Annotated in this window: 25 protein-coding genes, 1 tRNA gene and 1 pseudogene; 15 read left to right on the top strand and 12 right to left on the bottom strand. The window is 61.7% G+C overall.

Features of this window, described 5'->3' with window-relative positions:
• Positions 1-1,344 (bottom strand): TolC family protein, encoded by a 1,344-nt coding sequence (locus HXX25_RS10480; protein WP_187165865.1) that lies wholly within the window; start codon positions 1,342-1,344, stop codon positions 1-3.
• A 52-nt stretch (positions 1,345-1,396) separates the two neighbouring features.
• On the opposite strand from HXX25_RS10480, the gene HXX25_RS10475 reads away from it, so the two are divergent.
• From HXX25_RS10475 to pheT, 8 genes are all read left to right on the top strand, one after another.
• A complete protein-coding gene (locus HXX25_RS10475) occupies positions 1,397-1,696 on the top strand; it encodes a metal-sensitive transcriptional regulator (RefSeq protein WP_187165864.1) in 300 nt (99 codons plus the stop codon).
• Positions 1,697-1,824: 128 nt separating this feature from the next.
• A complete protein-coding gene (gene rpmI / locus HXX25_RS10470; RefSeq protein ID WP_109261421.1) occupies positions 1,825-2,028 on the top strand; it encodes a 50S ribosomal protein L35 in 204 nt (67 codons plus the stop codon).
• Between the two features lie 35 nt (positions 2,029-2,063).
• Positions 2,064-2,420, top strand: coding sequence for a 50S ribosomal protein L20 (rplT, locus tag HXX25_RS10465; RefSeq protein WP_187165863.1), 357 nt, complete (start codon positions 2,064-2,066; stop codon positions 2,418-2,420).
• Between the two features lie 6 nt (positions 2,421-2,426).
• Positions 2,427-2,612, top strand: a complete 186-nt coding sequence (locus HXX25_RS14425) for a DUF1272 domain-containing protein (RefSeq protein WP_187165862.1) — start codon at positions 2,427-2,429, stop codon at positions 2,610-2,612.
• 71 nt (positions 2,613-2,683) lie between these two features.
• Positions 2,684-3,766 carry a phenylalanine--tRNA ligase subunit alpha gene (gene pheS, locus HXX25_RS10455; RefSeq protein ID WP_187165861.1) on the top strand — a complete coding sequence of 361 codons (1,083 nt, stop codon included), beginning with the start codon at positions 2,684-2,686 and terminating at the stop codon, positions 3,764-3,766.
• A 9-nt stretch (positions 3,767-3,775) separates the two neighbouring features.
• Positions 3,776-4,267 carry a hypothetical protein gene (locus HXX25_RS10450; RefSeq protein WP_187165860.1) on the top strand — a complete coding sequence of 164 codons (492 nt, stop codon included), beginning with the start codon at positions 3,776-3,778 and terminating at the stop codon, positions 4,265-4,267.
• Complete coding sequence (locus HXX25_RS10445; RefSeq protein WP_187165859.1) at positions 4,267-4,902, top strand: hypothetical protein; 636 nt, start codon at positions 4,267-4,269, stop codon at positions 4,900-4,902. Before HXX25_RS10450 ends, HXX25_RS10445 begins: the two co-directional genes overlap by 1 nt.
• Positions 4,899-7,298 (top strand): phenylalanine--tRNA ligase subunit beta, encoded by a 2,400-nt coding sequence (gene pheT, locus HXX25_RS10440; protein ID WP_187165858.1) that lies wholly within the window; start codon positions 4,899-4,901, stop codon positions 7,296-7,298. Before HXX25_RS10445 ends, pheT begins: the two co-directional genes overlap by 4 nt.
• Positions 7,299-7,425: 127 nt before the next feature.
• On the opposite strand, the gene HXX25_RS10435 is transcribed toward pheT, so the two are convergent.
• From HXX25_RS10435 to HXX25_RS10420, 4 genes are all read right to left on the bottom strand, one after another.
• A complete protein-coding gene (locus HXX25_RS10435; protein ID WP_233346644.1) occupies positions 7,426-8,877 on the bottom strand; it encodes a DEAD/DEAH box helicase in 1,452 nt (483 codons plus the stop codon).
• A 248-nt stretch (positions 8,878-9,125) separates the two neighbouring features.
• The gene (locus HXX25_RS10430; RefSeq protein WP_187165857.1) at positions 9,126-9,641 is read right to left on the bottom strand and encodes a GNAT family N-acetyltransferase; all 516 of its coding nucleotides are present in this window, start codon (positions 9,639-9,641) and stop codon (positions 9,126-9,128) included.
• A 9-nt stretch (positions 9,642-9,650) separates the two neighbouring features.
• Entirely contained in the window at positions 9,651-10,247 is a 597-nt protein-coding gene (locus HXX25_RS10425; protein WP_187165856.1) for a DUF1134 domain-containing protein, read from the bottom strand.
• 96 nt (positions 10,248-10,343) lie between these two features.
• Positions 10,344-10,775 (bottom strand): BLUF domain-containing protein, encoded by a 432-nt coding sequence (locus HXX25_RS10420; RefSeq protein ID WP_187165855.1) that lies wholly within the window; start codon positions 10,773-10,775, stop codon positions 10,344-10,346.
• Between the two features lie 125 nt (positions 10,776-10,900).
• Between HXX25_RS10420 and lepA the strand changes: the two are divergent.
• Positions 10,901-12,708: pseudogene (gene lepA, locus HXX25_RS10415) on the top strand (translation elongation factor 4).
• Here lepA and HXX25_RS10410 read toward each other — a convergent pair.
• Both HXX25_RS10410 and HXX25_RS10405 read right to left on the bottom strand, forming a co-directional pair.
• Entirely contained in the window at positions 12,705-13,541 is an 837-nt protein-coding gene (locus HXX25_RS10410; RefSeq protein ID WP_187165854.1) for a DUF3883 domain-containing protein, read from the bottom strand. The pseudogene lepA and the gene HXX25_RS10410 overlap by 4 nt on opposite strands.
• Positions 13,542-13,615: 74 nt before the next feature.
• Entirely contained in the window at positions 13,616-14,299 is a 684-nt protein-coding gene (locus HXX25_RS10405; RefSeq protein ID WP_187165853.1) for a 2OG-Fe(II) oxygenase, read from the bottom strand.
• Positions 14,300-14,459: 160 nt separating this feature from the next.
• Here HXX25_RS10405 and HXX25_RS10400 point away from each other — a divergent pair, with 160 nt between their 5' ends.
• Together HXX25_RS10400 and serA are read left to right on the top strand one after the other, a co-directional pair.
• A complete protein-coding gene (locus HXX25_RS10400; protein WP_187165852.1) occupies positions 14,460-14,990 on the top strand; it encodes a peroxiredoxin in 531 nt (176 codons plus the stop codon).
• A gap of 63 nt (positions 14,991-15,053) precedes the next feature.
• Complete coding sequence (gene serA / locus HXX25_RS10395) at positions 15,054-16,259, top strand: phosphoglycerate dehydrogenase (RefSeq protein WP_187165851.1); 1,206 nt, start codon at positions 15,054-15,056, stop codon at positions 16,257-16,259.
• On the opposite strand, the gene HXX25_RS10390 is transcribed toward serA, so the two are convergent.
• The gene (locus tag HXX25_RS10390) at positions 16,256-16,918 is read right to left on the bottom strand and encodes an HAD-IB family phosphatase (protein WP_187165850.1); all 663 of its coding nucleotides are present in this window, start codon (positions 16,916-16,918) and stop codon (positions 16,256-16,258) included. The genes serA and HXX25_RS10390 overlap by 4 nt on opposite strands.
• Positions 16,919-16,995: 77 nt before the next feature.
• On the opposite strand from HXX25_RS10390, the gene HXX25_RS10385 reads away from it, so the two are divergent.
• Positions 16,996-18,312, top strand: coding sequence for an NADH:flavin oxidoreductase/NADH oxidase family protein (locus tag HXX25_RS10385; RefSeq protein ID WP_187165849.1), 1,317 nt, complete (start codon positions 16,996-16,998; stop codon positions 18,310-18,312).
• Here the strand turns inward: HXX25_RS10385 and HXX25_RS10380 are convergent.
• Together HXX25_RS10380 and msrA are read right to left on the bottom strand one after the other, a co-directional pair.
• Complete coding sequence (locus HXX25_RS10380; protein ID WP_187165848.1) at positions 18,309-19,022, bottom strand: DUF4386 domain-containing protein; 714 nt, start codon at positions 19,020-19,022, stop codon at positions 18,309-18,311. The genes HXX25_RS10385 and HXX25_RS10380 overlap by 4 nt on opposite strands.
• A 175-nt stretch (positions 19,023-19,197) precedes the next feature.
• Positions 19,198-19,842, bottom strand: coding sequence for a peptide-methionine (S)-S-oxide reductase MsrA (gene msrA, locus HXX25_RS10375; protein WP_187165847.1), 645 nt, complete (start codon positions 19,840-19,842; stop codon positions 19,198-19,200).
• 256 nt (positions 19,843-20,098) lie between these two features.
• On the opposite strand from msrA, the gene HXX25_RS10370 reads away from it, so the two are divergent.
• From HXX25_RS10370 to HXX25_RS10360, 3 genes are all read left to right on the top strand, one after another.
• Positions 20,099-20,188: transfer RNA gene (locus HXX25_RS10370), tRNA-Ser, on the top strand.
• Between the two features lie 234 nt (positions 20,189-20,422).
• The gene (locus tag HXX25_RS10365) at positions 20,423-21,577 is read left to right on the top strand and encodes a hypothetical protein (protein WP_187165846.1); all 1,155 of its coding nucleotides are present in this window, start codon (positions 20,423-20,425) and stop codon (positions 21,575-21,577) included.
• 200 nt (positions 21,578-21,777) lie between these two features.
• Positions 21,778-22,827 (top strand): SMP-30/gluconolactonase/LRE family protein, encoded by a 1,050-nt coding sequence (locus tag HXX25_RS10360; protein ID WP_187165845.1) that lies wholly within the window; start codon positions 21,778-21,780, stop codon positions 22,825-22,827.
• A gap of 252 nt (positions 22,828-23,079) precedes the next feature.
• Here the strand turns inward: HXX25_RS10360 and HXX25_RS10355 are convergent, their stop codons facing one another.
• Positions 23,080-24,117 (bottom strand): toll/interleukin-1 receptor domain-containing protein, encoded by a 1,038-nt coding sequence (locus HXX25_RS10355; protein ID WP_187165844.1) that lies wholly within the window; start codon positions 24,115-24,117, stop codon positions 23,080-23,082.
• Positions 24,114-26,291 (bottom strand): tetratricopeptide repeat protein, encoded by a 2,178-nt coding sequence (locus HXX25_RS10350; RefSeq protein WP_187165843.1) that lies wholly within the window; start codon positions 26,289-26,291, stop codon positions 24,114-24,116. Before HXX25_RS10350 ends, HXX25_RS10355 begins: the two co-directional genes overlap by 4 nt.
• Positions 26,292-26,370 lie beyond the last annotated feature (79 nt).

The following is a 26,370-nucleotide window of genomic DNA, read 5'->3' as shown; positions in this document are numbered from 1 at the left end:
TCAATGCCCTTCCCCGCCAGCGTTTCCTGCGTTCAGGCCGGATGATGCGGCCATGCCCATGGGCGATCCGCCTTGCACGAGCGCGGTCAGGGCAATACGGGCCCGGTGATAGCGCTCCAGCGTGTCGACATAGGCGCGCCCGGCCTCCACCTGTGCATTGAAGGCATCCAGCAGGGCATAAACGCCCACCTGCATGCCGTTATACTGTTGCAGCGTCTGTTCCAGAGCGAGCGTGGAGGCAGGCAGCCACTCCTCGCGTATCAGCACCATGCGGGCGGCGGCGCGATCCATTTCCATGATATGAAGCTCGACTTCTCCCGCAATTTCGGTTTGCAGGGCCGCATAGCGATCCGCCGCCTGTTGGGCGCGAATGCGGGCCGCGGCGCGCTGCGGATGGCCAAAACCGTTCGTGGGGATGTCGAAATGGGCCGAGACGCCGCGTTCCGTGTCGCCGTCTTCTATATCGAGCGCTATACCCAGCTCGCCATGCAGCAGGCTTTCAATCCCGGTATATCCGGCGGCTTGTGCGGCAGCCTCGGCGTCCGCACGAGCGACGGCCAGCGGCAGGCTGGCCTCCAGCGCAGTTGTGCGGGCTGTGCCAGCGTCCGGCAGTTCTGCCATGTCCGTGGGCAGCCGCTCCGGCAGTTCGGCTGCCATGGTCAGGATTGTTTCCAGCCGGATTTCGGCAGCCAGTGCCGCCTGCTCTGCGTCCTCGGCAGCGGCCTGTGCGGCGAGCGCATTGACGCGCTGGCGGGTCAGGTCGAGCGGCGCGGCATTGCCCAGTTCATCGATTTCCTCAGCGACCAGCAAGGCGGCCTCAGCAGATTGCAGGATGCGGGCATACATGTTGGCGCGTTCGCGGGCGGCGACGACCTCTACCCAGGCGAGGCGGGTTTCGGCAGAAAAGTCGATCAGGCGCTGGAGCGCGCGCGCCTGCGCGGCATCATAATTGGCGCGCGCTGCGGCGGCGCGTTGGGGCCAGCCGATGATGGCGGCAATGGGCGCGCGGATATCGGCATCGAGCACACCGCCAGCGCCTTCCGGATTGAAGTAGGTCAGCTCGGCGATGAGGTTGGGCGGTAATACGGCGGACGCCCATTCCGCGCGGGCCAGCCCGGCCTCGGCCAGGTCGGCGGCGAGGCGGGGATTTCGCGCGACAGCGGCGGCGACGGCCTGATCTTCCGAAACGGTATCGCCCATCTCGCCCAACGGGCCGAAGATCGGCGTGTCGAGAGCGGCGCCCCGGTCCAGCGTCGCCTGGCGTTCGGCGGCCGGGTCCACGGTGATGCAGCCCGCAAGAAGCGAGGCTGAAGCCAACACAAGAATGACGGTACGAATTGACATGCGCGGAGGCGTAACATACCCCTATGGGGTATACAAGGAGCGCTTCTACATCATGTCTGACATCTGCGACCACGCAACATCTGCCGCCGATCACACCGCCCTTCTGGGCCGATTGAAACGGATCGAGGGACAGGTGCGCGGCGTGGCCGGAATGATCGAGACCGAGCGCTATTGCATCGACATTCTGACCCAGATTTCGGCGATCAAATCGGCGTTGACGGCGGTGGAGCGTGAAGTGCTGAAATCGCACGCCGATCATTGTGTTGAGAACGCGCTGGCATCGGGTGATATCGAGGACCAGCGGCAGAAATTCGCGGAACTGATAGATGTGGCTTTGCGGCGGCCGGTCTGACTTGCAATCGCGCGGCTTTTCCCATAAGACGCGCGCTCTTTGAAACACCGGCCACCCGGGCCAGATCGACATGCCCGGCAGCCGACGAACGCAAGGCGGAGCCTACCCCGCCGGAAATGGAGCGAAAAATGTCGAAGTTGAAGACCAAGAGCGGCGCCAAAAAGCGCTTCAAGCTTACGGCCACAGGCAAGGTGAAAGCCGGCCAGGCTGGAAAACGTCACGGCATGATCAAGCGGACGAATAAGCAGATCCGCAACAAGCGTGGCACCACCGTCATGGCGGATGCCGACCAGAAGATCGTGAAAAAGAATTACATTCCCTACGGCCTTTAAGGCGTACTGGAATCACCCGTTACGGAGCTTGAATCATGGCACGAGTTAAACGCGGCACCGTCTCCCGCGCCCGCCACAAAAAAGTTATTTCCCAGGCCAAAGGTTATTATGGCCGCCGGAAAAATGTTTACCGCGTTGCGGTACAGGCCGTCGAGAAAGCCGGCCAGTACGCCTATCGCGACCGCCGCACCAAGAAGCGCACTTTCCGCGCCTTGTGGATCCAGCGGATCAATGCCGGTGCCCGTCTGCACGGCACGACCTATTCCCGATTTATGGCCGGCCTCACGAAGGCCGGGATTGAAGTGGACCGCAAGGTGCTCTCCGATCTGGCCATTCGGGAACCCGAGGCCTTCAAAGCCCTGGTCGATCAGGCACAGGCCGCACTGGACTAACGTCTGATGGCCCTCGAGATGAAGCCCGCTTGCCAGACGTGCGAGCGGGCGATTCTCCCCGACGGCCCGGCCTATATCTGCAGCTTTGAATGCTCCTTCTGTGCGCCCTGCACCGAGGATGTTCACAAACATGTCTGCCCGAATTGCGGCGGCGAGCTTGTGGCCCGGCCCAAACGCATAAAGCGGTCCTGATCCCCTCGCCATTTCCGTTTCCGGGCGGTAGACCAGCGCACAGGCGCTGTGCAATGCGAGGATGAGACATTATGGCCGGACCTTCCGATATCGAGGCCCTGAAAACCGAGCTTCTGGCGGCGGTTGCCGCTGCGGGTGATGCAGCGTCTCTGGAAGCCCTGCGCGTCGAGGCGCTGGGCAAGAAGGGGCAGATCTCCCTGATGATGCGCGGCATGGGCCAGATGAGCCCGGAAGAGCGTCAGGTGATGGGCCCGGCCCTGAACAGTCTGAAAAACACGATTGGCGATGCGATCACCGCGAAGAAAGCCGCGCTGGACGATGCCGCGCTGGATGCGCGTCTGGCCACCGAGCGCGCCGATGTCACCCTGCCCATCCGTCCCGAACCGCGCGGCAAGCTGCACCCGGTCACCCAGGTGATGGAAGAGCTCGCCGTCATCTTCTCGGATATGGGCTTTACCGTCGCGGAAGGCCCGGATGTGGAAGATGATTTCCACAATTTCACCGCGCTGAACTTTCCCGAAGGCCATCCGGCGCGCGATACGCACGACACCTTCTTCATGAAGCCGCGCGCGGACGGTTCGCAGATGGTTTTGCGCACCCACACCTCGCCGGTGCAGATCCGCACGATGATGACGCAGAAACCGCCGATCCGGATCATTGCGCCGGGCCGCGTCTATCGCTGTGACTGGGACCAGACCCATACGCCGATGTTCCATCAGGTCGAAGGCCTTGTCATCGACAAGGGGGCTCATATGGGCCACCTCAAGGGCATCCTGATGGATTTCCTCGCCGCCTTTTTTGAGACCGATACGGTGGAGGCGCAATTCCGCCCGCACCATTTCCCCTTCACCGAACCGTCCGCCGAGATGGACGTCAGATACTCCCGCGTTGGTGATGCGGTGAAGATCGGCGAGGGCGATAGCTGGATGGAGATTCTGGGCTGCGGCATGGTGCATCCGAATGTGATCCGCTCCTGCGGGCTCGATCCGGACGAATATCAGGGCTTTGCCTGGGGGATGGGCGTGGATCGCCTTGCCATGCTGAAATATGGCGCACCGGATCTGCGCGATTATTTCGCCAATGATACGCGCTGGCTGGCGCATTACGGCTTCTCGCCGCTCTTGCAAGCCAATCTCGCGACCGGGTTGAGTTAGGTTGCACTCATGATTTTCGGGACAGGCATATCACCGCGGACGACCAATAGGCTGCTGGTCGGCTTAATGGTGTCCGTACCGATCATTATGGGCGTTGTGATCTGGTCCAGTCCGGATATTCTGAATATGTTCTGGCGGGAGGCCCAAAGCCGCTATGCTGTCCGGCACCTTCCCGGATGCTGGCAGACGCCCGGCCAAGGCGATGTCGTCATCTATCGTATCGGTCGCGGAAGTAACATTATGGTGTTGGGGCAGTTAGATGGTGAGTACTCCGATTGGGAAATGTATTTCCGGACTGTGGACCGTGAACGACCGCTGCCGCATGCTTTGAATTTCCAGACCCACCGTTCTCCATGGGTGATCGAAACCGATACTGGTCACGATATGACAATAGAGCCTGTCGACGACGGTCGGATCTTGGTGTCTGCGAGTGATCTGATAGCTGATGGCATCTGGTCATCGTGCCCCGGACAAGACGAGTATACTTGGGTGCTTTCATAATGCTCCGCTGGTTCAAATCCAATCATCAGGCGCTCACCGCCATCGGCGCGATGGTCGTGGGTCTCGCGGCGCTTTATGTGGCGTGGGATCAGGCGCGGGTGATGCGCGCCCAGCAACATGGCGCCGTCGTGCCGGCGCTGCAGGTGGATGCCTTCACGCGAACCGTTGAGGACCAGCTCACGCTGGGTCTGCGCGTCGCGAATAATGGGGTCGGCCCGGCCTTTATCCGCAATGTCACGCCGCTGCAGGATGGCGAACCGGTTGATCGAATTGATGGCATGTTCAGCGCCATGCCCGCAGGACAGGTCGACCGGTCGTGGGTAACGCTGACCGGCCGTGTGATCGCGCCGGGCGAACTGGTCACGCCGATTTCTGCCGCCTGGCCGGCGGATGAGGTGGATGCGGACCATATTTCCGCCCTGTTCGCGGAATGGGAACGCTGGGACGTCGAGATCTGTTACTGCTCGGTTTTCGATCGCTGCTGGATCGCCACCGTTCAGGTGCCGGACCGGCAGTCCGTCGCCACCTGTCCGGACCCCGGGATTGATGTTTTCGAACGCTATGGTTCGGAAGCGTTCATCCCGCCAACACCCCTTGAAGACGACACACAAGAAACGGCGGGAGCCGAACAATGAAATTCACCCTGTCCTGGCTGAAAGAGCATCTGGAAACCGATGCCTCCGTCGACGAGATCGTTGAAGCGATGACCATGGCCGGTCTTGAAGTTGAGCATGTCGACAACCCGGCTGAAGCCCTGTCGGCCTTTACCGTGGCGCATGTCATCTCGGCAGAAAAACACCCCGATGCCGACAAGCTGAAAGTCTGCACCGTCGAGACGTATGAAGGCACCAAACAGATTGTCTGCGGCGCGCCCAATGCGCATGCCGGGATGAAGGCGATCTATGCGCCGCTCGGCACCTGGATTCCGGGCGCGGATTTCGCGCTGGATAAAAAGCCTCGCAAGATTCGCGGCATTGAATCCCACGGCATGCTGTGTTCCGCGAAGGAACTGAATGCCGGTGAGGATCATGACGGCATTATCGATCTCAAAGGTGATTGGGCGGTCGGGGGCCCCGCCGCCGAGGCGCTGGGCGCGAATGATCCGGTGATTGATTTTGAAGTGACGCCCAACCGCCCGGACTGGCTGGGCGTGGACGGGATTGCGCGCGACCTCGCCGCTGCAGGACTGGGCAAGGTGATCACGCCGGCACCGAAGCAGATCAAGGGCGCTTTTCCCTGCCCGATCGAGATCCGGCTGGACTATCCGGAGGCCTGTCCGGTCTTTGCCGGGCGCTATATTCGCGGCGTCAAGAATGGTCCCTCGCCGGACTGGCTGAAACGCAAGCTGGAAGCCATCGGCCTGCGCCCGATCAACATCCTCGCCGATATCACCAATCTCGTCTCCTATGACCGCTGCCGCCCCTTGCACGTCTATGATGCCGACAAGATCGGCCCGACCATCATTGCCCGCCGGGGCAAGGGCGAGGCGGATCGGTTCGAGGCGCTGGATGGCAAACACTATACGCCGACCGCCGAGCAGTGCGTGATTGCCGATGAAGACAATTGCCTTGGCCTGGGTGGTGTGATGGGCGGGGAGATGTCCGGCGTCACCGACGGCACCGTTAATGTCTTTATCGAGAGCGCCTGGTTTGATCCCGAGATCACCCGCGCCACAGGCCGGGCGACCGGCATTGAATCGGATGCGCGCTACCGGTTCGAGCGTGGTGTCGATACCGGTTCGATCCAGACCGGGATCGATCTGGCCACACAGATGATCGTCGACTTGTGCGGCGGCGAGGTTTCCGAAATCCGGGTTGCGGGTGAAGCTCCGGCGGCACCGGCACCGATCACGTTTCCGGTCTCCGAGGTCAGGCGTCTGACCGGGCTGGATCTGACACCGGAGACGATCACGAAAATCCTGATGGATCTGGGCTTCGGCGTCGCGGGTTCGGGTGACACGCTGCATGTGGAAGTGCCGACCTTCCGCCGCGATTGCACGATGAAGGCCGACCTCGTCGAGGAGGTGGCGCGCATTCACGGCTATAACCGGATTGAAGCCATTTCACTGCCGAAACTGCCGGGGCGGCGCGAGCCGACCGCCACCGAGGGGCAGAACCGCGCCCGCCATGCCCGCCGGGCGCTGGCGGTGCGCGGCTATAACGAGGCGGTCACCTGGTCCTTCTGTCACCGGGATCAGGCTGCCTTGTTTGGCGGACATGGCGAGGGGCTGGAGCTGGCCAATCCGATTTCGTCCGATCTTGATGTGATGCGGCCGACGGCGCTGATCCATCTTCTGACCGCGTTGCAGGACAATGCCGACAAGGGCATTGCGGATCCGCGCCTGTTTGAAGCCGGTCCGATCTATCTGACCGATGCGCCGGACGGCCAACGCATGGCGGTGTCGGGTGTGCGTTTTGTCGCTGCCGGACGGCGCTGGGCCGGGACGCGCGAAGCCGATCTGTTTGATGCCAAGGCCGATGCGATGGCGGCGCTGGACGCCGCCGGTGCGCCGGTGGAGTCGCTACAGGTTGCAGCCGAGGCGCGCAACTGGTGGCATCCGGGGCGCTCTGGCGTTTTGCGTCTGGGGCCAAAGAATGTGCTGGCCGAGTTTGGCGAAATTCATCCGCGCGTTCTGAAAGCACTCGGTATTGATGGCCGCGTTATTGGCTTCGAGATCATTCTCGACGGTATTCCCGACCCGAAGAAGAAGGCCGCAACCAAGGCGCGTCCGGCGCTGGATCGCGCCGAGCTGACACCCGTGAAGCGCGATTTCGCTTTCCTCGTCGATTCCACCGTCGCTGCGGATACGCTGGTCCGGGCGGCCAAGGGCGCGGACAAGGCGATGATTGCGGACGTTTCCGTGTTTGATGTCTATGCCGGCAAGGGCGTGCCCGAGGGGCAGGTCTCGCTGGCCATCGAGGCGGTCATCCAGCCGCGTGAGAAAACCCTCACTGACAAGGAAATCGAAGCGGTTGCGGCGAAGATTGTGGCGTCGGTCGAGAAAGCGACGGGAGCGGTTTTACGGGGGTAGATTTCCTCCCCCGTTTACGGGGGAGGTGCCGAGCCAGCGAGGCGGAGGGGGGCCGCCCCCCTCGTCGCTCCGCGACACTCCCCCCGCAAGCAGGGGGAGAAATCTTTTCAGCGGACGACGCGGCGCGTCAGGCCGAGCGGCGGTTCGGGCCACCGGCGCGCGGACGCCCCGGGGATGCCGACTTGCTGCCACCCTGGGCTGGTTTGAACTTGCTCTTTCCGAAACGGTTCGGTGCCGCATTGTCATTTCCCGGACCAGTGGCGCTTTTGGCGCGCTCCGGGCGTTGGCCTTGCGGACGGGGAGATTGTGCGCGCTCGCCTGCCTGACCTTCGGGACGCGGACCGCGATTGCGGTTCCGGCCACCGCGGGGGCGGGGTTTCTTGACCGGTGCCGGACCGCGGGCTTCTTCGGTGAAGGGCTTGGAGGGGTGTTGTTCAACACCGTCCTCATTGGTGACGGCAAGCCGATAGCCGATGAGGCGTTCGATATCCTTCAAAAGCGGCTTTTCCTCGTCATCGCAGAATGCGACGGCGATGCCGGTATTACCGGCCCGTGCGGTCCGCCCGATACGGTGGACATAGGATTCCGGCACATTCGGCAGTTCGAAATTCACGACATGCGATACGCCGTCGATATCAATGCCGCGCGCGGCAATATCGGTGGCCACCAGAATATTGACCTTGCCCTTCTTGAAGGCATCAAGCGCGCGCTGGCGCTGGTTCTGGCTCTTGTTGCCGTGGATAGCATCCGCCGCGAGGTTGGCTTTCACCAGACGCTGGGCAACACGGTCTGCGCCGCGCTTGGTGCGCGTGAAGACGATCCCGCTGGTCATTTCCGGCACGCTGAGCACGCGGACAAGGCGTTCCAGCTTCTGGGCGCGGTCGAGGAATTGAACCGACTGGGTGATCTGTTCGATCGGACGCGCGACGGGCGCGACGGAAATCTGAACCGGATTGGTCAGGAAATCATGGGCAAGGGCCCGGATCGGCTTCGGCATGGTGGCGGACAGAAGGGCCGTCTGACGGTTGGACGGCGTGGCCGCCAGAATGCGGCGGATGGCCGGCATGAAGCCGAGATCCATCATCTGGTCAGCTTCATCCAGAATGACGGTTTTCACACTGCCAAGATTGATGGCACCGGTCTGCATGTGGTCGAGCAAACGGCCGGGCGTGGCGATCAGAACATCCACACCGGGGCGCATGGCACGGATCTGGGCACCGGGTTTCACGCCGCCCATGACAACCGCCACATTCGGGCGCGTATTACGGCCATAGGTCTTGACGGATTCAGCGATCTGCAAGGCGAGTTCGCGCGTCGGTGCGAGGATCAGGGCGGTGCAGGACTTGCCTTGCGCGCGGCCCTTCGATTTCGCAATCGCATCGAGAATGGGCAGGGTGAAGGCGGCGGTCTTGCCGGTGCCGGTCTGGGCGGTGCCCAGAAGGTCGCGTCCGGCCATCAAAGCCGGAATGGCTTCGGCCTGGATCGGGGTGGGGGTGGTATAGCCTTCCGACAGGAGGGCTTTGAGGATCGGTTCGGCAAGGCCGAAATCGGTAAACTGGGTCAAAAATTCAACTTTCACAGACACACCGCGCCGGAACGGCAAAGGCCGGTCCCGCGCGTTGCGGTTTTTCAAAATAGGGAGCTTGCGTAGACCAGCCGCCTGATGGCCCCTCATCAAGTGTGAGGGTGGGGCTTACGGCGATCCGTCAACATGATGGATGGCTCGGCCTATGGCGTGCCGCCTGACCGGAAAACCGGACATCTACGCGCGGCACGAAGACGGGCGCTCTGTCACACGGATCGCCGGCAATAGCAAACGAATTCGTGTCAAAGGCCGAAGGCCGGGTGGTAATGGATGATGGCATCGCCTTTGGGCAAGGGCCGGGGCAGGCGGATCTGGAAGGCTTGCGCCATTTCCGGAATACGGCCGTCATCGGCGGCCCAGCGCCAGCCGCGCTCGATGGCCGGGGTGAAGCCGAAGCGGGCATAATAGTCCGGCGCGCCCAGCACGCAGAAGAAGGCGACGGAATAGGGCGCAAAATGCTCCAGCCCGGCCTCGATCAGGGCCGCGCCGATGCCTTTGGATTGCTGTGCGGGTATAACCGCGACCGGGCCGAGCCCGAGGCCGTACAGACTGCCTCCCGAGGCGAGCTGCGCGCTGGCCGGAGACCACATCACCGTGCCGATGATATCGCCATGATGATCAGCGACGAGTTCGAGGCTGTCGGCATCATCACTGCGCAGGCGTTCGACGATGGCGCTTTCGGCAGTCTGGCCGAAGGCTTCGTCGAGCACCGCCCTTATGCCGGAATAGTCGGCGCGATCAGCGATGCGGATCTGCATGGGGTCAGCCTAGAAGGGCAACCAGTTGCGGCGGCGGGAATAGGCGAGATAGCCGACATTGGCACCGGCGCGCAGGCCGACACCGGAGCGGATCGGGGCCAGGGTGATGCCATCGGCGCGCTGATAATTCACGCCCATGCCGCCCACAAAATAGGCCGAGCCTTCCACGCCGGGGAAGCGGCGGAAGATGCGGTCCGGATCATCCATGCGATAGACCAGCACGAAGACGCGGCTGGCATTGCCGCCGGTATCAAAGCCGATCGACGGGCCCTGCCAGTAGACATGTTCCTGACGGCCATCGCGCATGGTCAGATAACCTTCGCCATAGCGCAGGCCGACGCCCACGGCGGCGGCAACTTCCTCGCCCGCGACATAGCCGACGGGCCGGCCAAGATCGGAGAAGACCCGTTCCACCACGGCGGCGGCGGCCTCTGCGGTGACGCCGAAGAAATCGGACACAGCATCGACGACTTCTTCCTGGGAATATCCGTCAACATCCTCTGAATAGCGGCTGGGCTGGCCGTAATCGGTCTCATCCTGGGCCGCAGCCGGCAGGCTGAGCCCGAAGGCGGCGATCAATGCAAAACCAAACTGGCGTATGGACATGGCGATCTGTTTCCTGACAATCAGCGCGAATTCGGTTTCGAATCTGCACATCAATTCAGGCAAGACAATGACGATCCGGTTAGGGTGTCGTTAATATCAGGCGGCGCGTGCCACGCTGAGGAAGCTGGTGAACAGCATCCGCACGGCGGGATCGACCTTTGAAGGCAGGGCGGCCTGAAGCGATCCATTGGTCAGTGGAAACCAGCCTTTCCCCTCGGGCAGGCGATCCCCGGGGGCAAAGGCATAGCCCATCGACCAGCCTGGAAATTGCCGCTGGACGCCGGTTTCCGAGACAATCCGGACGACATCGCTGTGGCGATCATCGGCAATGATGGCATTGAAAACCGCCTCAACCTCGTAGGTCGGTCCTTCCAGCAATTGCATGAAATTCATGCCGTCAAACAGCAGGAGTCCCGTGACATTCCGTTCTGCATTCTTCGTCCGCGCGGTTTCCAGAATGGCCTCGACCATGCCGTCCGCGACCGGTTGGCGCGCGCGGGAAATATATACCAGTCGTGATACGGTCACCCGCTCCCCCATAACCTTATATTTCTTATGGGAATAATAGCCGCGATTCCGGCGCTCGCAAGGGTCCGGTCATCATGCGCACAGGACGCTTGGCGGACGCCCTTGCCAGTGCTACGTCCCGCCCCATGAGCATTGATCAATCCCTTATCCGGAACTTCTCCATCGTGGCGCATATCGACCACGGGAAATCCACGCTTGCCGACCGGCTGATCCAGATCACCGGCGGGTTGACCGAGCGTGAGATGAAGGAGCAGGTGCTCGACAATATGGAGCTGGAGCGCGAGCGCGGCATCACCATCAAGGCGCAGACGGTGCGGCTGGAATACAAGGCCAAGGATGGCCAGACCTATATTCTCAACCTGATCGACACGCCCGGCCATGTCGACTTCGCCTATGAAGTCTCGCGCTCGCTCTATGCCTGCGAAGGCGCGCTGCTGGTCGTGGATGCCGCGCAGGGCGTGGAAGCGCAGACGCTGGCCAATGTCTATCAGGCGATTGATGCCGATCTGGAAATTGCGCCCGTCCTCAACAAGATCGACCTGCCCGCCGCCGAGCCGGAACGCATCAAGCAGCAGATCGAGGATGTGATCGGGATCGAGGCCCATGATGCGGTGGAGATTTCCGCGAAGACCGGCCTCAATGTCGACCAGGTGCTGGAGACCATCGTCAACAAGCTGCCACCGCCGAAATATGGGGATCCTGCGGCGCCGCTGAAGGCGCTATTGGTCGACAGCTGGTATGATTCCTATCTGGGCGTGATCTGTCTGGTGCGGGTGATTGAAGGCCAGCTGAAAAAGGGCATGCGCGTGCGCCTGATGGGCACGGGCGGCAGTTATGGCGTGGATGGCGTTGGCGTCTTCACGCCCGCCAAGACCAGTGTCGATGTGCTGGGCCCGGGCGAAATCGGCTTCCTCAACGCCTCGATCAAGCAGGTGCGCGATGCGCGGGTCGGCGATACGATCACCGATGAAAAGCGCCCCACGGATTCCATGCTGCCGGGCTTCAAGCCCGCCATTCCGGTGGTGTTCTGCGGCCTCTTCCCGGTCGATAGCGCCGAGTTTGAAGATCTGCGCGATGCGATCGAGCGGCTGGCGCTGAATGATGCCTCGTTCTCCTTCGAGATGGAAACCTCGGCGGCGCTCGGCTTCGGCTTCCGCTGCGGCTTCCTCGGCCTGCTTCATCTGGAAGTGATCCGTGAGCGTCTGGAGCGGGAATACAATGTTGACCTGATCACGACGGCGCCGTCCGTGGTCTACAAGCTGAACATGAATGACGGGTCCGAGATCGATCTCCACAATCCGGCAGACATGCCCGACCCTCCCAGATCGATCATTTCGAGGAGCCCTGGATCACGGCGACGATTCTGGTTCCGGATGAATATCTGGGCGGTGTGCTGAAGCTGTGCGAGGACCGGCGCGGCATCCAGCAGCAGCTGACCTATGCCGGCAGCCGCGCTCTGGTGGTCTATGAATTGCCGCTCAATGAAGTGGTGTTCGATTTCTATGACCGCCTGAAATCGGTGACCAAGGGCTATGCGTCCTTCGACTATCAGTGGAAGGATTATCGCGAGAATGATCTCGTGAAGATGACGGTTCTGGTCAATGACGAGCCGGTCGATGCGCTGTCCATGATCGTGCACCGCTCCCGCGCCGAAGCGCGCGGGCGATCGATGTGCGAAAAGCTGAAAGACCTGATCCCGCGGCACATGTTCAAGATCCCGATCCAGGCGGCCATCGGTGGCCGGATCGTGGCCCGCGAAACCCTATCGGCCCTGCGCAAGGACGTGACCGCGAAATGCTATGGCGGCGATGCCAGCCGCAAGCGCAAGCTTCTGGAAAAGCAGAAGAAGGGCAAGAAGAAGATGCGCCAGTTCGGCCGGGTGGACATCCCGCAGGAAGCGTTCATCGCGGCGCTGAAGATGGATTCAGACTAGTTGAAGCTGGCGCGGAATGTGTCGGTTTCCAACCGAACATGCTCGCTCAGCGGTGGGTCAATTCTGAATGCGCTGGGCTTTCTGGCAAAATCGTAGATACGAAAGATTTGAAAAGATTCCGGTTTTTCGCGGGAAAGAGATTCTTCGTTGCGCGACAGGAAAAAGGGTGTGCGTTGGCTTCCATTGGTTGTTTTCACTTCCAAAAGCCGTTCGCGACCATTCGGTTCGAAGGAGAGGATATCATAGCCAGCGCCATCGCCTTCCTCTTGGGCCGTCCAAAACACCTGCTTCGCTAAATCTTTTCGCCCAGCATCCGTTAGCCGTTTTTTCTCGTTTTCGAATGCCATCTCTTCACCGGCCAGTCCTAAAGTTCTGTTCGCGGCATCGCGCTTCACCGGATCAAATTTTCGAATGAGGCGCTTCATGCCCTCTTGAGGGGACTTCGCTTTTGCGAGTGAAGGAGTCGCTTCCTCAAATAGCGCCGGCCGTTCGCCCACACCGATTGCGGAGCCCAGTCCAACAGTTTCTAGCCAAGCGTGTTGGGGCAAAGCCCGTTCAATGGCATCAAATATGGCGCTCTGAATATTTGGCATCGGCCGATAACCCTTGATCGTTGGAAAGCTGAGTTCCCGGAGAACAGCCGAAATATTCATGTGCTTGAATTCAATCGAGCGATGGGACCTCCCGGTAAGCGCCATCAGCGCTTTTGCGCGATGGAGCTTTATAAATGGCGTCCCTGAAAGCTCGTCGCGCAACATTGACAAGTAGTCGGCCACGATGAGATCGAGTTCGTCATCTGCCCATTGATTGCCATGGATATTGCTCTGCACCATGATCCTACTCTCATTCGGTCTTGGGCCATTGGTCAACTAGTATAGGCGACTGTCGGAAAGCTTTTGTGCGCCCCTCACACCGCCGGGTCGAGAACGCCGCCGACGCCGGGATTGATCCGGAACCAGCCGGCGAGGCCAAGGCGCGGGGCGTGGGTTTCGCGCACGGCATGCGGGATGCGTTCCGACAGCATCAGCAGCATGTCCCCGCCGCGCGGGGCGAGTGTCGCGACGGGCGGGCCGAGATCTTCCGGCCCGGACCAGAGATCGAGTTCACCGCCATCACCGGGCTGCCAGTTCCCGTTCAGCCAGAGGACGAGCGAGACGACGCGGTCGCGCGGCCGGTCGGCGAAGGCATCGAGATGGCGGGCATAATGGCCGCCCGGCGGGTAGTGGGCGAAATGGGCCTCGAATTCGAACAGACCGGCAAAGAGCGCTTCATTGATGGCGCGGCGCAGGGCTTCGCATCCGTCCAGAAACCGGCGCTCTGCCGCGTCCGATCCGTCCAGCCAGCGGATCTGCGTCTGACGGATTGCGGCGGCCTTCATCTGACTGTCACCCCGGCCAATGGCGGCAAGTTTGAGGGCGTCCGCCGCCTCCAGCGCGACCAGACGGGCCCGCAACGCCTCCGCCAGATCGTCGGACACGGCTTTGCTGACATGCGCCCAGCCTTTTTCGGCGAGGTCCGCGATGAGTGTGGCGGTGAGGTTGTCACCAAAGAAGGGGGCGGGCGCAGAGCCTGCCGGATGAAGAAGGGTCAAAAGGCGCAGCCCTTAAAAAGCGTGGCGCGCTCTAGGGCCAATGCGCGGGCAAGGCAAGCCAATTGTGATGCCTATGCTTTGCGCGGGTCCGGATCACACTGGCCCTCGCCAAGCGCGAAATACCGCCTATATCTGATGGTGAACAATACGGAGTTTCACCATGTTCCGCACGCTTCTTGCTACCGCTGCTGCCGCGCTTGTTTCCACTGCCGCTCTGGCCGATCTCGAGCCGGGCGAGGTTGCGCCGGATTTCACCGTTGAGGGCTATCAGGCCGGTGAGCCGGTCAGCTTTACGCTGTCCGAAGCCCTGGCCGAGGGGCCTGTCGTGGTCTTCTTCTTCCCGGCTGCCTTCACCGATGGCTGCGAGACCCAGGCCGCCAGCTTTGCCGAAAGCATTGGCGAGTTCGAGGCGCTGGGCGCGCGCGTGGTGGGCATAACGGGCGGCAATACGGACCGCCTCTCGGATTTCTCGACACAGCATTGCGCTTCCGCCTTTCCGGTCTTTGCCATCGCCGATGGCATGATGAGTGAGTACGAAGTTCGCATGCTGGCCCGGCCCGGCTGGACCGATCGGACCACCTATGTGATCGACCAGAGCTCGCATGTCGTCATGACGCACAATGCGCTCAGCCCGTATGAGCATGTCGACTTGTCGCTGGAAGCGCTGCGTTCGATCTCCGCGGCCGAGTAAAGACGGCTTCACCTCGGGCCGGAATCGGATTTTGCTGCCGTGCAGCGAAACAGGTCCGGCCCGATGAAAGTTCTGCTTCTTGAAAATGTGCATCCCGATGCGGACGAGGTCTTGTGTCGTCTTCCGGGTGTACAGATCGAGCGTGTGGCCCATGCGCTGGACCCTGACGCGCTGAAAGCCCGGCTTGCGGGCGTGTCCCTTCTGGGCATTCGCTCTCGCACCAAAATCACGGCGGACATTCTGGATGCTGCGCCGGACCTTCTGGCGATTGGCTGTTTCTGCATAGGTACCAATCAGGTGGATCTGGACGCGGCGGCCCAACGCGGCGTGGCGGTTTTCAATGCGCCCTTTGCCAATACCCGCTCGGTCGCCGAACTGACTTTGGCCTCGACTGTCATGCTGATGCGCGGCATTCCGCAGAAACTGGCGGCCATCCGCCGCGGCGAATGGCAGAAATCCGCCACGGGCGCGCATGAAGTGCGCGCCAAGAAGCTGGGCATTATCGGATACGGGAATATCGGCTCGCAATTATCCGTGCTCGCTTCCGGCCATGGCATGCACGTCTATTTCTATGACACCGAGCCGAAGCTGGCGCACGGCAATGCGCGGCCGGTGGCGTCGCTGGATGAATTGCTGGCGATCAGCGATGTGGTCACATTGCATGTGCCCTCCACACCGCAAACCCGGATGATGATGAATGCAGCAGCAATCGCGAAAATGAAGCCGGGTGCTTTCCTGATCAACCATGCGCGCGGGGACCTCGTCGATGTCGAGGCGCTGGCCGAAGCGCTAAGATCCGGCCATCTGGCCGGAGCAGCGGTGGATGTCTTCCCGGTAGAGCCGGCGTCAAAGGACGAGGAATTTGTCAGCCCGCTGCGCGCGTGTGACACCGCGCTTCTGACCCCGCATATCGGGGGTTCAACCGAAGAGGCCCAGGCCGCCATCGGCATGGATGCCGGCATGAAGCTGGCGCGCTATGCCAGCTCGGGCGGATCGGCAAAATCGGTGAATTTTCCCGAACTGGAGGCGGGCGATCTGGTCGCCGGGCGCACGCGGATTCTGGCGCTGCATGGCAATGCGCCGGGCTATCTCTCGGCTTTGACCCGGGTGGTAAGCGAGGCCGGGCTGAACATTGCGGCGCAATATCTCAATACGGCCGGCGGGATCGGCTATGTTTCCACCGATGTGGAGGGGGATGTGCCAGCGGGCCTGCTCGATCAATTGCGGGATGCGACGGGCACGATCCGGATCCGGACCATAACGGCCTAACCCAACAGGAATTGTCGCAAGGCGTCGACATCTTCGGCAAAATCGGGCGCCTTATCCGCGACGGCTTCGCGGCGGGCAATGCCGCCAAAGCCGATAAAGTGATCGGCCGCGCCATGGGTCAGGGTTTCCAGATCGGTGACGCCATCCCCGACCATCCAGATCGCTGAATACTGACCATTGGTCCGCAAGTCAGAGAGCAGTTTCGGCTTCCCGCCATTATCGGAAAGCGGGCTGCCGGTGTCGATGCCGGCCACCGTCTCGCCGTCCCACAGGAAGCGATTGGCAAAAGCTTCACCCACGCCAAATCCCAGATCGCGCAAGGCGAGCCGCAAGACATCCTCGAAGCCACCGGAGACGGCGCGGACCTGATCGCCACGAGCGCGCAGATCGTTCAGCAGGTCTGTCATGCCCGGCGTCAGATGACGGCGAAGCTCTACGGCCGCAGTGGCGATGTCACTGCGCTTGAGCGACGTCATGTCCAGCCGCGCCATCAGGGACTGGCGAAACGACATTGTGCCATTCATACCCCCCGAGGTCAGCGCCTCGATCTGCCCGGCGGCCGCCGGGCCGAGCTTGCGGGTCAGCACAAAGTCGAGGCTTTCCACCGCGAGCAGCGTTGAATCGACGTCGAAACAGACAAGGCGGGGGGCGTTGAACATAACAGGTTTACCTTCCCGGGCGGATGGCCGAAGAGTGAGACTGACCATTCAGCCTGTCATAGCTTTCGGATTTACAAATGACCCAGCCTATTGCCTCATTTCTCACCCTGCCGTGCGGGCTGACCCTGCCCAATCGCCTTGTGAAAGCGGCGATGACAGAACGTCTGGCTGATCTGCGCAATGACGTCACGGATCGGCTCATCACGCTGTATCGGCGCTGGGGCGAGGGCGGGATCGGCTTGATGATCACCGGAAATGTCATGGTCGACCGGTATAACCTTGAAGCCGCCGGCAATGTCGTGATTGACGGGCCGCCATCGGATGCCCAATCGGCAAAGCTTGCTGAATGGTCGGCGGCTGCGAAAGCCCGGGGCGCCAGAATCATGGTGCAATTATCCCATGCCGGGCGGCAGACGCCAAAGGCCGTCAACCCGCACCCGGTCTCGGCCAGCGATGTCGCGCTGGATCTGCCCGGCGGGCTGAGCGGGACGCCGCGTGCGATGACGGGCGAAGAAATTGCCGCAGTGATCGAACGCTTTGCGCAAGCGACGCGGATCTGCCGCGAGACCGGCTTTGACGGTGTGCAGATACATGCCGCCCATGGCTATCTTCTGAGCCAGTTCCTGTCGCCGCGTTCCAATTTGCGCACCGATGAATGGGGTGGGCCGCTGAACAATCGCGCGCGCCTGCTGCTGGAGATCGTCCGGGCCTGCAAGGCTGAGGCGGGGCCGGGCTTTGCCGTGGCCGTGAAGCTGAACTCGGCAGACTTCCAGAAAGGCGGGTTTTCGTCCGAGGAGTCGATGGCCGTTATCGAGATGCTGAATGATGAAGGGCTGGATTTCGTCGAGATTTCCGGTGGCACATATGAACAGCCACGCATGTTCGACACGGAAGGCCTGAAGGATGGCGAGGAGCCGCCCATCAAGGCGAGCACGCGGGCGCGCGAAGCCTATTTCCTCGACTATGCACGTGAGGTGCAAAGCCTGGCGCGGATGCCGCTCATGGTCACCGGCGGGTTTCGCTCTGCCGGAGCGATGAATGATGCGCTGGCCGCGGGCGAGGCCGGTTTGATCGGACTGGCCCGGCCGTTATGCGTGGCGCTGGATGGACCCGCACAGCTGATTTCCGGCGAGATTGATCATCTGCCGAGCTATGAAAAATCCATCCGCATCGGGCCCGGCCTGTTGGGGCCATCCTCGTCCATTCCCATGCTGCGCGTCATCAACGCGCTGGCCAGCGTGCACTGGTTCTATCACCAGATTCACGAGATTGCCGATGGCCGGTCAGTGGACCTTGCGGCCGGGGGCCTCAAGGTCTTCCTGAAATTCTACGGGCTGGATGCGAAGATGGCCAAGGCTTATCGCCAGCAGCTGACCGTGGATCGTCAGGCCTAGCCTTGAGCCTCCCATTTCTTCCGGTTGAGGCCGATGACAATCAGCCAGCCGGCGAAGACGAATTCCGGCAAGGCGGCGGGCAGAAGCAGCAGCCCCCCGACATCGCTGAGCGCCGGCATGCCGAAATGAACGACGCCAAGTGCCAGATAACTGATGCCGGACAGACCCATGAGCAGACCCAGAAAGGCCGGAAAATAGCTGGAGCGGACGAGCAGGATGCCCAGCGCGCCACAATGAAGCCCGAACAGCATCAGGCCGAGAATATAGCCTTCATTGTGCAGTCCCAGAAAAAACAGGCTGACCGTATTCGCGGTCTCGGTATCAAACTGTCCGGCGATGGGCGACTCGCCTACAAGCAGGAGCGGGGCTGTCTGGGCCAGCAGCGCCGTGACCATCACCGCGCTCATCACCAGCCGCGCGGACAAGGCGAAGAGCGCGACCCCCCGATCGACCGGGGCGAGCAGGCGATAGAAGGTCACCGCCAGCAGGATATCGAGTGAGAAGACCACAAAGTCGGCCAGCAGGCCGAGCCGGAACAATGTGTCTTGTGACATGATTGCCGCCGCGGTGCCATTGGCGTCCTGCCAGTCGATCAGACTGCTGCGCACAACAATCTGGGCTAAAATGCCGCAAAGGATGATGGCGAGATAGGCGAGTCCCGACAGACGAGCGATCGTTACGGGATGGCGGGGGAGGGGTGAGAGGGTCAAGCGAGCTCCATTCGGAATTGAATTCGGCTATCCTCTCTGTCCCATGCTCCGGCGTCTTGCCGATTTGGAAATCGGCGAATTGTTTTCGAACCTCTTGCAGATGAGCGCACCGCGCCGGTCAATGCCGTGCGGCGGCGGCAATGTGGAGATTCACATTTCCGGGGCAGCTAGTCGGTCAGGCGCTGATCGGGCAAGCGACGCCTGTGCCGCCCAGTCCGCAATAACCGCCCGGATTCTTGGCAAGATATTGCTGGTGGTCATCCTCGGCATAATAGAAGGGCGGGGCCGGGGCGAGCTCGGTCGTGATGTCCCGCCGGCCGGCCTGATCCAGCGCCTCGGCATATATTTTTGCGCTGGCGCGGACGACGGCTTCCTGTGCATCCGTCGTCCAGTAGACGGCGGATCGGTATTGCGTACCGACATCATTGCCCTGGCGCATGCCTTGCGTCGGGTCATGTCCTTCCCAGAAGCGCTTCAGCAGGTCTTCAAGCGATATGCGGGCCGGGTCATAGACGACGCGCACCGCCTCGGTATGGCCGGTGCCGCCGGAGCAGACTTCCTGATAGGTCGGATTTTTCGTGTGCCCGCCCTGATAGCCCACGGCGGTGGAGACCACGCCCGGCGTTTCCCAGAAAATGCGCTCTGCACCCCAGAAACAGCCCATGGCGAAAAAGATGACCTCTTCGCCGGGTTTGACTTCGGTCAGCGAAGCCCCGGAGACATGGTGCGGGTGCGGCACGAGAATGGCCGTGTCGCGTCCCGGCAGCGCCCGATCGGCGGGGATGGTTTCCTTTTTCCAGCGTAAATCAAACCAGGCCATTCCGGCCTCCTGTGATCAAGGTTGAGCTCCCTAGATAAGCCGTCGGCGGCAGACTGCCAGACCGGCGCTGATCAAAAAATGCGGCGGGGCAGGTGAAGGCCGGGCGGCGTCGGGCAACGGGTCCGCGAAATCACCGGCAGTGCGGTTTGGCTTGCGGTTCACCGGAAATGGCTGCGTCTGCGGGAGTATTGGCGCTTCTGACCGCCCGCCGCGCTTGACCCTGACACAGGCTTGGCTATTTTGCGCGGCTTCCAGCGGAGAGGTGGCCGAGTGGTCGAAGGCGCACGCCTGGAAAGTGTGTAGGCTCGGAAGAGTCTCGAGGGTTCGAATCCCTCTCTCTCCGCCATTCATTTCGAGCGAACCCGAGAGACGGATGGTGCTGGGTGCAGGGCTTGAGCTCGCTGTGCGTTTATCCGATCGTGCCGATTGGCGACAGCTTGAGGACGGGTGGCGCTCGGCCGCGTCCCCGGGGGGGCGAGAAGGCGGCCCCATCCTCAGACGACGATTTTGGTTTTGAGTGCTCCGTCAGCCTCGCTGCGAGCTGCGATGCGTGGCTCGAATACCCGGAAGGCACAGTCATATGAGACGACTTCTTGCAGGGCTTCTTATCGCGGTCGCCTCCGTTGGCGGAGCCGCATCACAAGAGTTGGATAGCTACGATCCGCGTGCCCGCGTCTCCTGGGACCCCAACTCGCGCATTCCAGACCATATCAGCGAGATCGTCGGGCCCGCTCCTGATTTTCATGCCTATGACGACGTGCTTGAGCCCGGGCGGGTCTATCGCATCGAGGCCAACCCCGAAGCAGGCTTTTTCTGGCCCTATTTCCTGCTCTTGCCGGAGGCTGTCACACCCGACGCCGCAATTCTGGTCGAGCCCAATAATGACGGATTGTGGGGCGCGCCGTTTGAAACGCATCAATACTGGGCTGCGATCCGAAATGAGCAGCTGTTTCTCGATTTCGGCCGTCCTCTCGGCGCTCCGGTGCTGACGCCCGTTTTTCCGCGACCGCTGGTCGAAGACGGCGATGGAAATCTCTACATCCATGCTTTGACTCGCCCGGCCATGACCCAAATGGAAAACAGGTATACGCGGCCCGATCTGCAGTTGCTGGCGATGCTTGATGATGCCCGGGCCAAGTTGGCGGACAATGGCCATCAGGTATCCGAAGACGCGCTCTTCTGGGGCTTCTCCGCCGCCGCAGACTTCGTCACCCGCATGACGGTTCTCCATCCCGAACGTGTTCGCGCAGTCTCCGCCGGCGGGGTGGGCGGATTGCCCATTCTGCCCGTTGAGACCTATGATGGCGAAACCCTGACCTATCCGGTGGGTGTTGGCGATCTAGAGGTCATTTCCGGTCGAACATTGAACCGCGACGCCTTGCGAGAAACGCCCTTCCTGTTGTTTCAGGGCGGCGCTGACGAAAATGACTCCGTCCCCCAACCCCCATTCACCTGCGAGCGTTACAGGTCTGACAGCTATGACTGCAGCCAGGCCCTCTGGGTGAATGAAACGCTAGGCGCGTCAACTGTCGCCCGTGTCCCCGAAGTCAGCGCGGTCTATACCGATTTCGGCATGGCGGACTTCAATTCCATCCTCTTGCCCGGCATCGGCCATTCGATCCCCCGATCGATGGAAGCGGCCATCCGCGACTATTTTGCCTGCGTTCTGGCGAATGCGACCGACTGTGCGAGAGCTGTCGAAGTTCCGGATTTCGCCGAGGCGCCGGCCGAATAAGACGCGCGCGGCTGTCAGAGATCAGAATCTCTCTGGTCGAGCGCGGCGCTCAGGCCAATGTGCGGCCATGCGAGACCCCTTCGCTTTTGTCTGACACCACCCTGCCAGCGTCATTCAAGAACAGGTTTTCCATCCGGCGGTACGCCGGAATTGACCTTCCCGGATACGTCCGCGCACAATGAGCTCCGGGGGAGACAATCATGCCAACACGCCGCGACATGCTCAGGGGACTTGGAGGCGCGACCATTGTATCGATGACCGGGTGTCGCGATGGCGGTGTGCCGGGTGATGTCGAAATCCATGATCCCGCCGCACGGGCCCTGTTCAGCGGCTCAACCGGGCTGCGGCAGCTGGCAGACGGGTTTGTCTGGAGCGAAGGCCCCGCCTGGGACCGGGAGCGAAACTGCCTCTATTTTACCGATGTCCCCGGTAACAGGGCGTTTCGCTGGACGGATGCGGCCGGTCTCGAGGTGTTCCTGGACCCGTCGGGCGTCGAGGCGGCACAGACAACTGGCCTGCGCGAGGCGGGCGCAAACGGTCTCTGGTTTGGCGATGACGGGTGGCTGTATCTGTGCAATCACGGAATGCGCGCCGTGCAGAGGCTGCGGCCCGACACGCTGGTACGCGAGACTCTTGTCGATGTGTATGAGGGGCAGAGATTCAACAGTCCGAACGACCTGGTCCGGGCGAGCGATGGCAGCATCTACTTCACGGATCCTCCCTACGGCCTTGAGGGGCTGGACGCTTCGCCCCTGAAGGAAATGGAGTCGAACGGTGTCTATCGCCTGACCCGGGATGGACGCTGTGAACGTCTGTTCGATCAGCTGGGTTTTCCGAACGGAATCGCATTGTCCCCTGACGAGCGCTGGCTGTATGTGGCCCAGTCAGACCCGGCCGCTCCCTATATTTTCCGGGCGCCGCTGGACGCGGACGGTCTACACGGCCCGCTGGAGCGCTGGTTCGATACGAGCGAATTTCTGGCTGCGGGGGAGCCCGGCCTGCCCGATGGCCTGTGTGTGAGCACGGACGGGACGATTTTTGCTACGGGGCCGGGAGGCGTGTTCGTTCTGTCGCCGGAGGGTGGTTTGCTGGCGCGCATCCGGACAGGCCGGGCGACGGCAAACTGCGCCTTTGGCGGCGAAGACGGGCGCAGCCTGTTCATGACGGCACATGATCGGCTGCTTCAGCTGCCCGTCAACGCTGTTGGCCTCCAGTGGCAGGGCCGCACGGCGATGCGGACCGCGCCGTGATCTCTTCAGTGCGCGGGCCTTCCGGTCGCTGCCATCCGGCAGATGACCTCGGTCATTCACTCATCGCGAAGACCGCCACCGGAAACGCGGACCGGCAGGACATCGGGAGATGGCCACACCAACGACGGAAACGGATTCAAGGAAAAACAGCACGACGCGCTTTCCGAGTGCCGCCAACTTGCCGCTCTAATCATCAGCTTTGCGCCAGACCAAACCGGTTCACTCTGGTCTGACGGTACCTGCGGATGCTGTCTATTGGCTTGGCTCCACCCCGTCACATATCTCAACTTCGCGTGTTTCGCGGCTTTCCAGCGCGCATATGGCCGCACCTTCAAGTGAGCAACGCCATCCGTCAGCGCCATTGCGGCAATTGGCATTTTCAATGGCCAGAGAGGTCGCCCTTTCGCGAAACATGTCTGACTGGCTCATGCCGGAGCAGAGTTCGCGCGCCTGTTGCTCCGCCTGTGTCGCGACTGCGGTGCGTGCGGCGGTTTCGCTCGACTGCCCATTCCGAAGACTGGGTTCATACAGAGGAAGCCGGCGTTCGATTTCAACCCATTCAGTGACGGTCTCGGTACGCCGTGCCGAGAGGAGGCGGTCGGCCTCAAACTGTAAAACTCCGCCGCGCCCGGATTCGATGAAGGCGCGCAGCCCGTCGCACCCGTCTGCCCTTGCCTGCTCGAACACAGCTTCGTCCTGCACGCTCGGCACACCTCCGATCGAGACAATGGCGCAAACATCCCGGAATGGTCCCTGGCAGAGCGTGTTCTGAGCGCCGAACAGGTTAAACACAAATCCGATCAATGCTGCCGTGAAGACAATGGCCCCCCCTCCGATAGCCCGTTGGCGCATACGCCTGCGTGGCGCCTGGGGTGGCGGAATGGGTCTGCCATTTACGAGCGCCTTGACGGCTTCCAGGACATCATGGAATCGCGGGTCCCTCCGGTTCCCACGCCAACCTACGAGGTCGAGAGCCTGTTGCTGGCCGAAACCCAAAGGTGGCTCGACCTTGTCAACGCGCACCGGCAAGAATGATCCGCGGGATTTCGCAACCGCCGCTTCATCCTGGACAAATTCTCCGGCACCCGAGACCGAGGCCTCCGACCACACCACGATAACGCAAGCTGCAGACGTCAGGCGTTGATGGATCGCGTCGCGCCAACCGCTGGCACCTTCGATATCCCGGTCCCACCAGACCACCAGACCTTCCGCCTCAAAACTGGCAACCATCTTTGCAACGATCGCCTCGTCCTCGCGCTTATAACTGATGAAAACATCTGCTTTGGTCACTGCGCGATCTCCGTTTCGTCAGCTCGAACGAGCTCCCTCGCATGATCAAGCAAATCCTGATCCTGCGCACTTATCAAACCACGCTCATCCATTCGCTCGTAAACTTCCACAACGTCGGCCCAGTCCACCGGATGGCCCGGAAGTGGCGCCAGCTTTGCCAGGCTGCGGGCGAGACCGCGTTGACCTTCTGCCGATGCTTCATCGGCTTCAGCGATGCCTCGGTAGAGGCTCAGGCTCTGTTCGTAAGCGGTGACCGCGTCAGTGAGATTTCGCTGTTCCAGGCGAACATCGCCAATGCCCGCCAGCACAGAAGCGAGACCTTGCTGGTCGAGTGCCGAACTATCATCGGCCTCGACAAGGCGGCGGCGGATGGCAAGGCTCTGCTCATAGACATCGATCGCTTCGGCGAGGTCTCCCTGTTCGAGGTAAACCGCACCCACGCTGGCCAGGCTGACCGCGAGATCGCGCTGGGTCCGGGCAAAACTTTCATCGGCCTCGGCGAGTTGGCGACTGATGGCCAGGCTTTGTTCATAGGCGGCGAGCGCTCCTGTAAAATCGCCCTGTTCGAAGCGAACATCGCCGATCCGGATGATGTTGGCGTTTATATCGCGCTGAACTTCGACCGAGCCCTCATCGTCTTCTGCAAGCCGCTGCCGGATCGCCAAACCCTCCTCATAGACAAGCAGTGCCCCCGCCAGGTCACCCTGGTAAAAACGGACATCGCCGACCCTGTCCAGGCTGTAGGCATGGTCGCGCTGGGCAAATGCCGAGCTCTCATCTGCTCGGGCGAGACCTTCGCTGATGGCCATCATTTCCTCGTAGGCCGCCAAGGTTTCGGTGGGATTGCCTTGCCGGTAGAGGACGTCGCCAATCTTGCTGAGACTGACGTAAATGTCGCGCCGCGCCCATGCCGAACTCGGATCGGCCTCGGCGAGGCGGCGGCGGATGGCCAGGCCCTGTTCATAGGCGCTAAGGGCCTCGGACAGATTACCCTGTTCCAGGCGTAAATTGCCGATCCTGTTCACGATGACCGTGATATCGCGCTGGGCGCTGGTGGAAGTATGATTGGTCTCGACGAGGCGCTGCGCAATTTCGAAGCTTTCCTGATAATAGCCAAGCGCGCCTGCGAGATCGCCCTGATCAAGCAGAATGTTGCCCGCATTGTAGAGACCCAAATACACATCACGTTGGAAATCGGCCGAGTTCGGATTGCCGCCGGCGACCCTCCGTGACGTCTCCAGACTTTCTTCAAAAGCCGCGAGGGCGCCGGCCAGATCCCCCTGTGTGCGCCGCGCTCTGCCCACTTCGCCCAGGATGAAGGCCAGATCGGCCTGTGCCTCGACTGAGCCGGGATCGTCTTCTGCCAGGCGGCGGCTGATCGCAAGACTTTGATTCAAAATGTCAAGCGCACCCGTTATATCGCCCTGGATGCGGGCGATTTCACCGAGGTGACTCATGCTGATAGACCGCGCCCGGTCATCGGGAGCCACCTCCAGCGATTGCGCCGCGGCGCTGGCGGCGTCCTCAAGCCGCCCGGCTTCATCGTAAAGGCGCGAGAGCTCGATCCAGTCCGCATGTTGGGTCGGGTCAAGTGCGACAACCGCCTCGAACCTTGCAATGACGTCATCGGTCGTCACATCACCCTGGTCACGTGCATCCAGAGCAAGATTTGCAATATCGCGGCGGTCTGTTGCTTCAGCGATCGCGGCGGCGGTTTCCCGCGCCCGTGCGCGGGCCTCGGCGAGATCATCGAGAATCGACAAAGCGCCCAAGCGGTCTCCAGTATTGTAGCGCGCGAGCGCCCGGGCACCTTCGGGTGTGGAGGCGATGTCCTCGACCGCATCGCGGAAGACGGCAATCTCGCGGGCGTATTCACGGTCTCGCAGAGCCAGCTCGGCCACCACATCATCGCGTGCCCGGGTCAACGCGGCCAGGCGCGCTTCGGTCGCATCAGCCGCATCGACCTCCGCCTCCAGTGCCGCGACGCGCTCCTGAAGCGTGCCAATTCTCTCATCGGCCTCGCGCAGGGCGGCTGCCTGAGTGGACGCGGCGTAGTACATCGCCGCACTCACCTCGGCTCGAGCACGTGCATCAAGATCGGTGCCGGGGGACTGCGCCAGCACGGTACACATGGAAAGAAGCCCGCAAAACACGGCGAGTAAAATCCGCACCATTCACCCTCCAATATTGTCGCTCTTTTCCAGAGCGCTGAAGACAACGCTATCAAGAGTTCGATGCATTCGGAAGCCAAAG

Origin of the sequence: Hyphobacterium sp. CCMP332, assembly GCF_014323565.1 — a bacterium.
Classification (GTDB): Bacteria; Pseudomonadota; Alphaproteobacteria; order Caulobacterales; family Maricaulaceae; genus Hyphobacterium.
The sequence above is the reverse complement of the archived record's forward strand: the minus strand, read 5'-3'. Positions and strand labels throughout refer to the sequence as shown.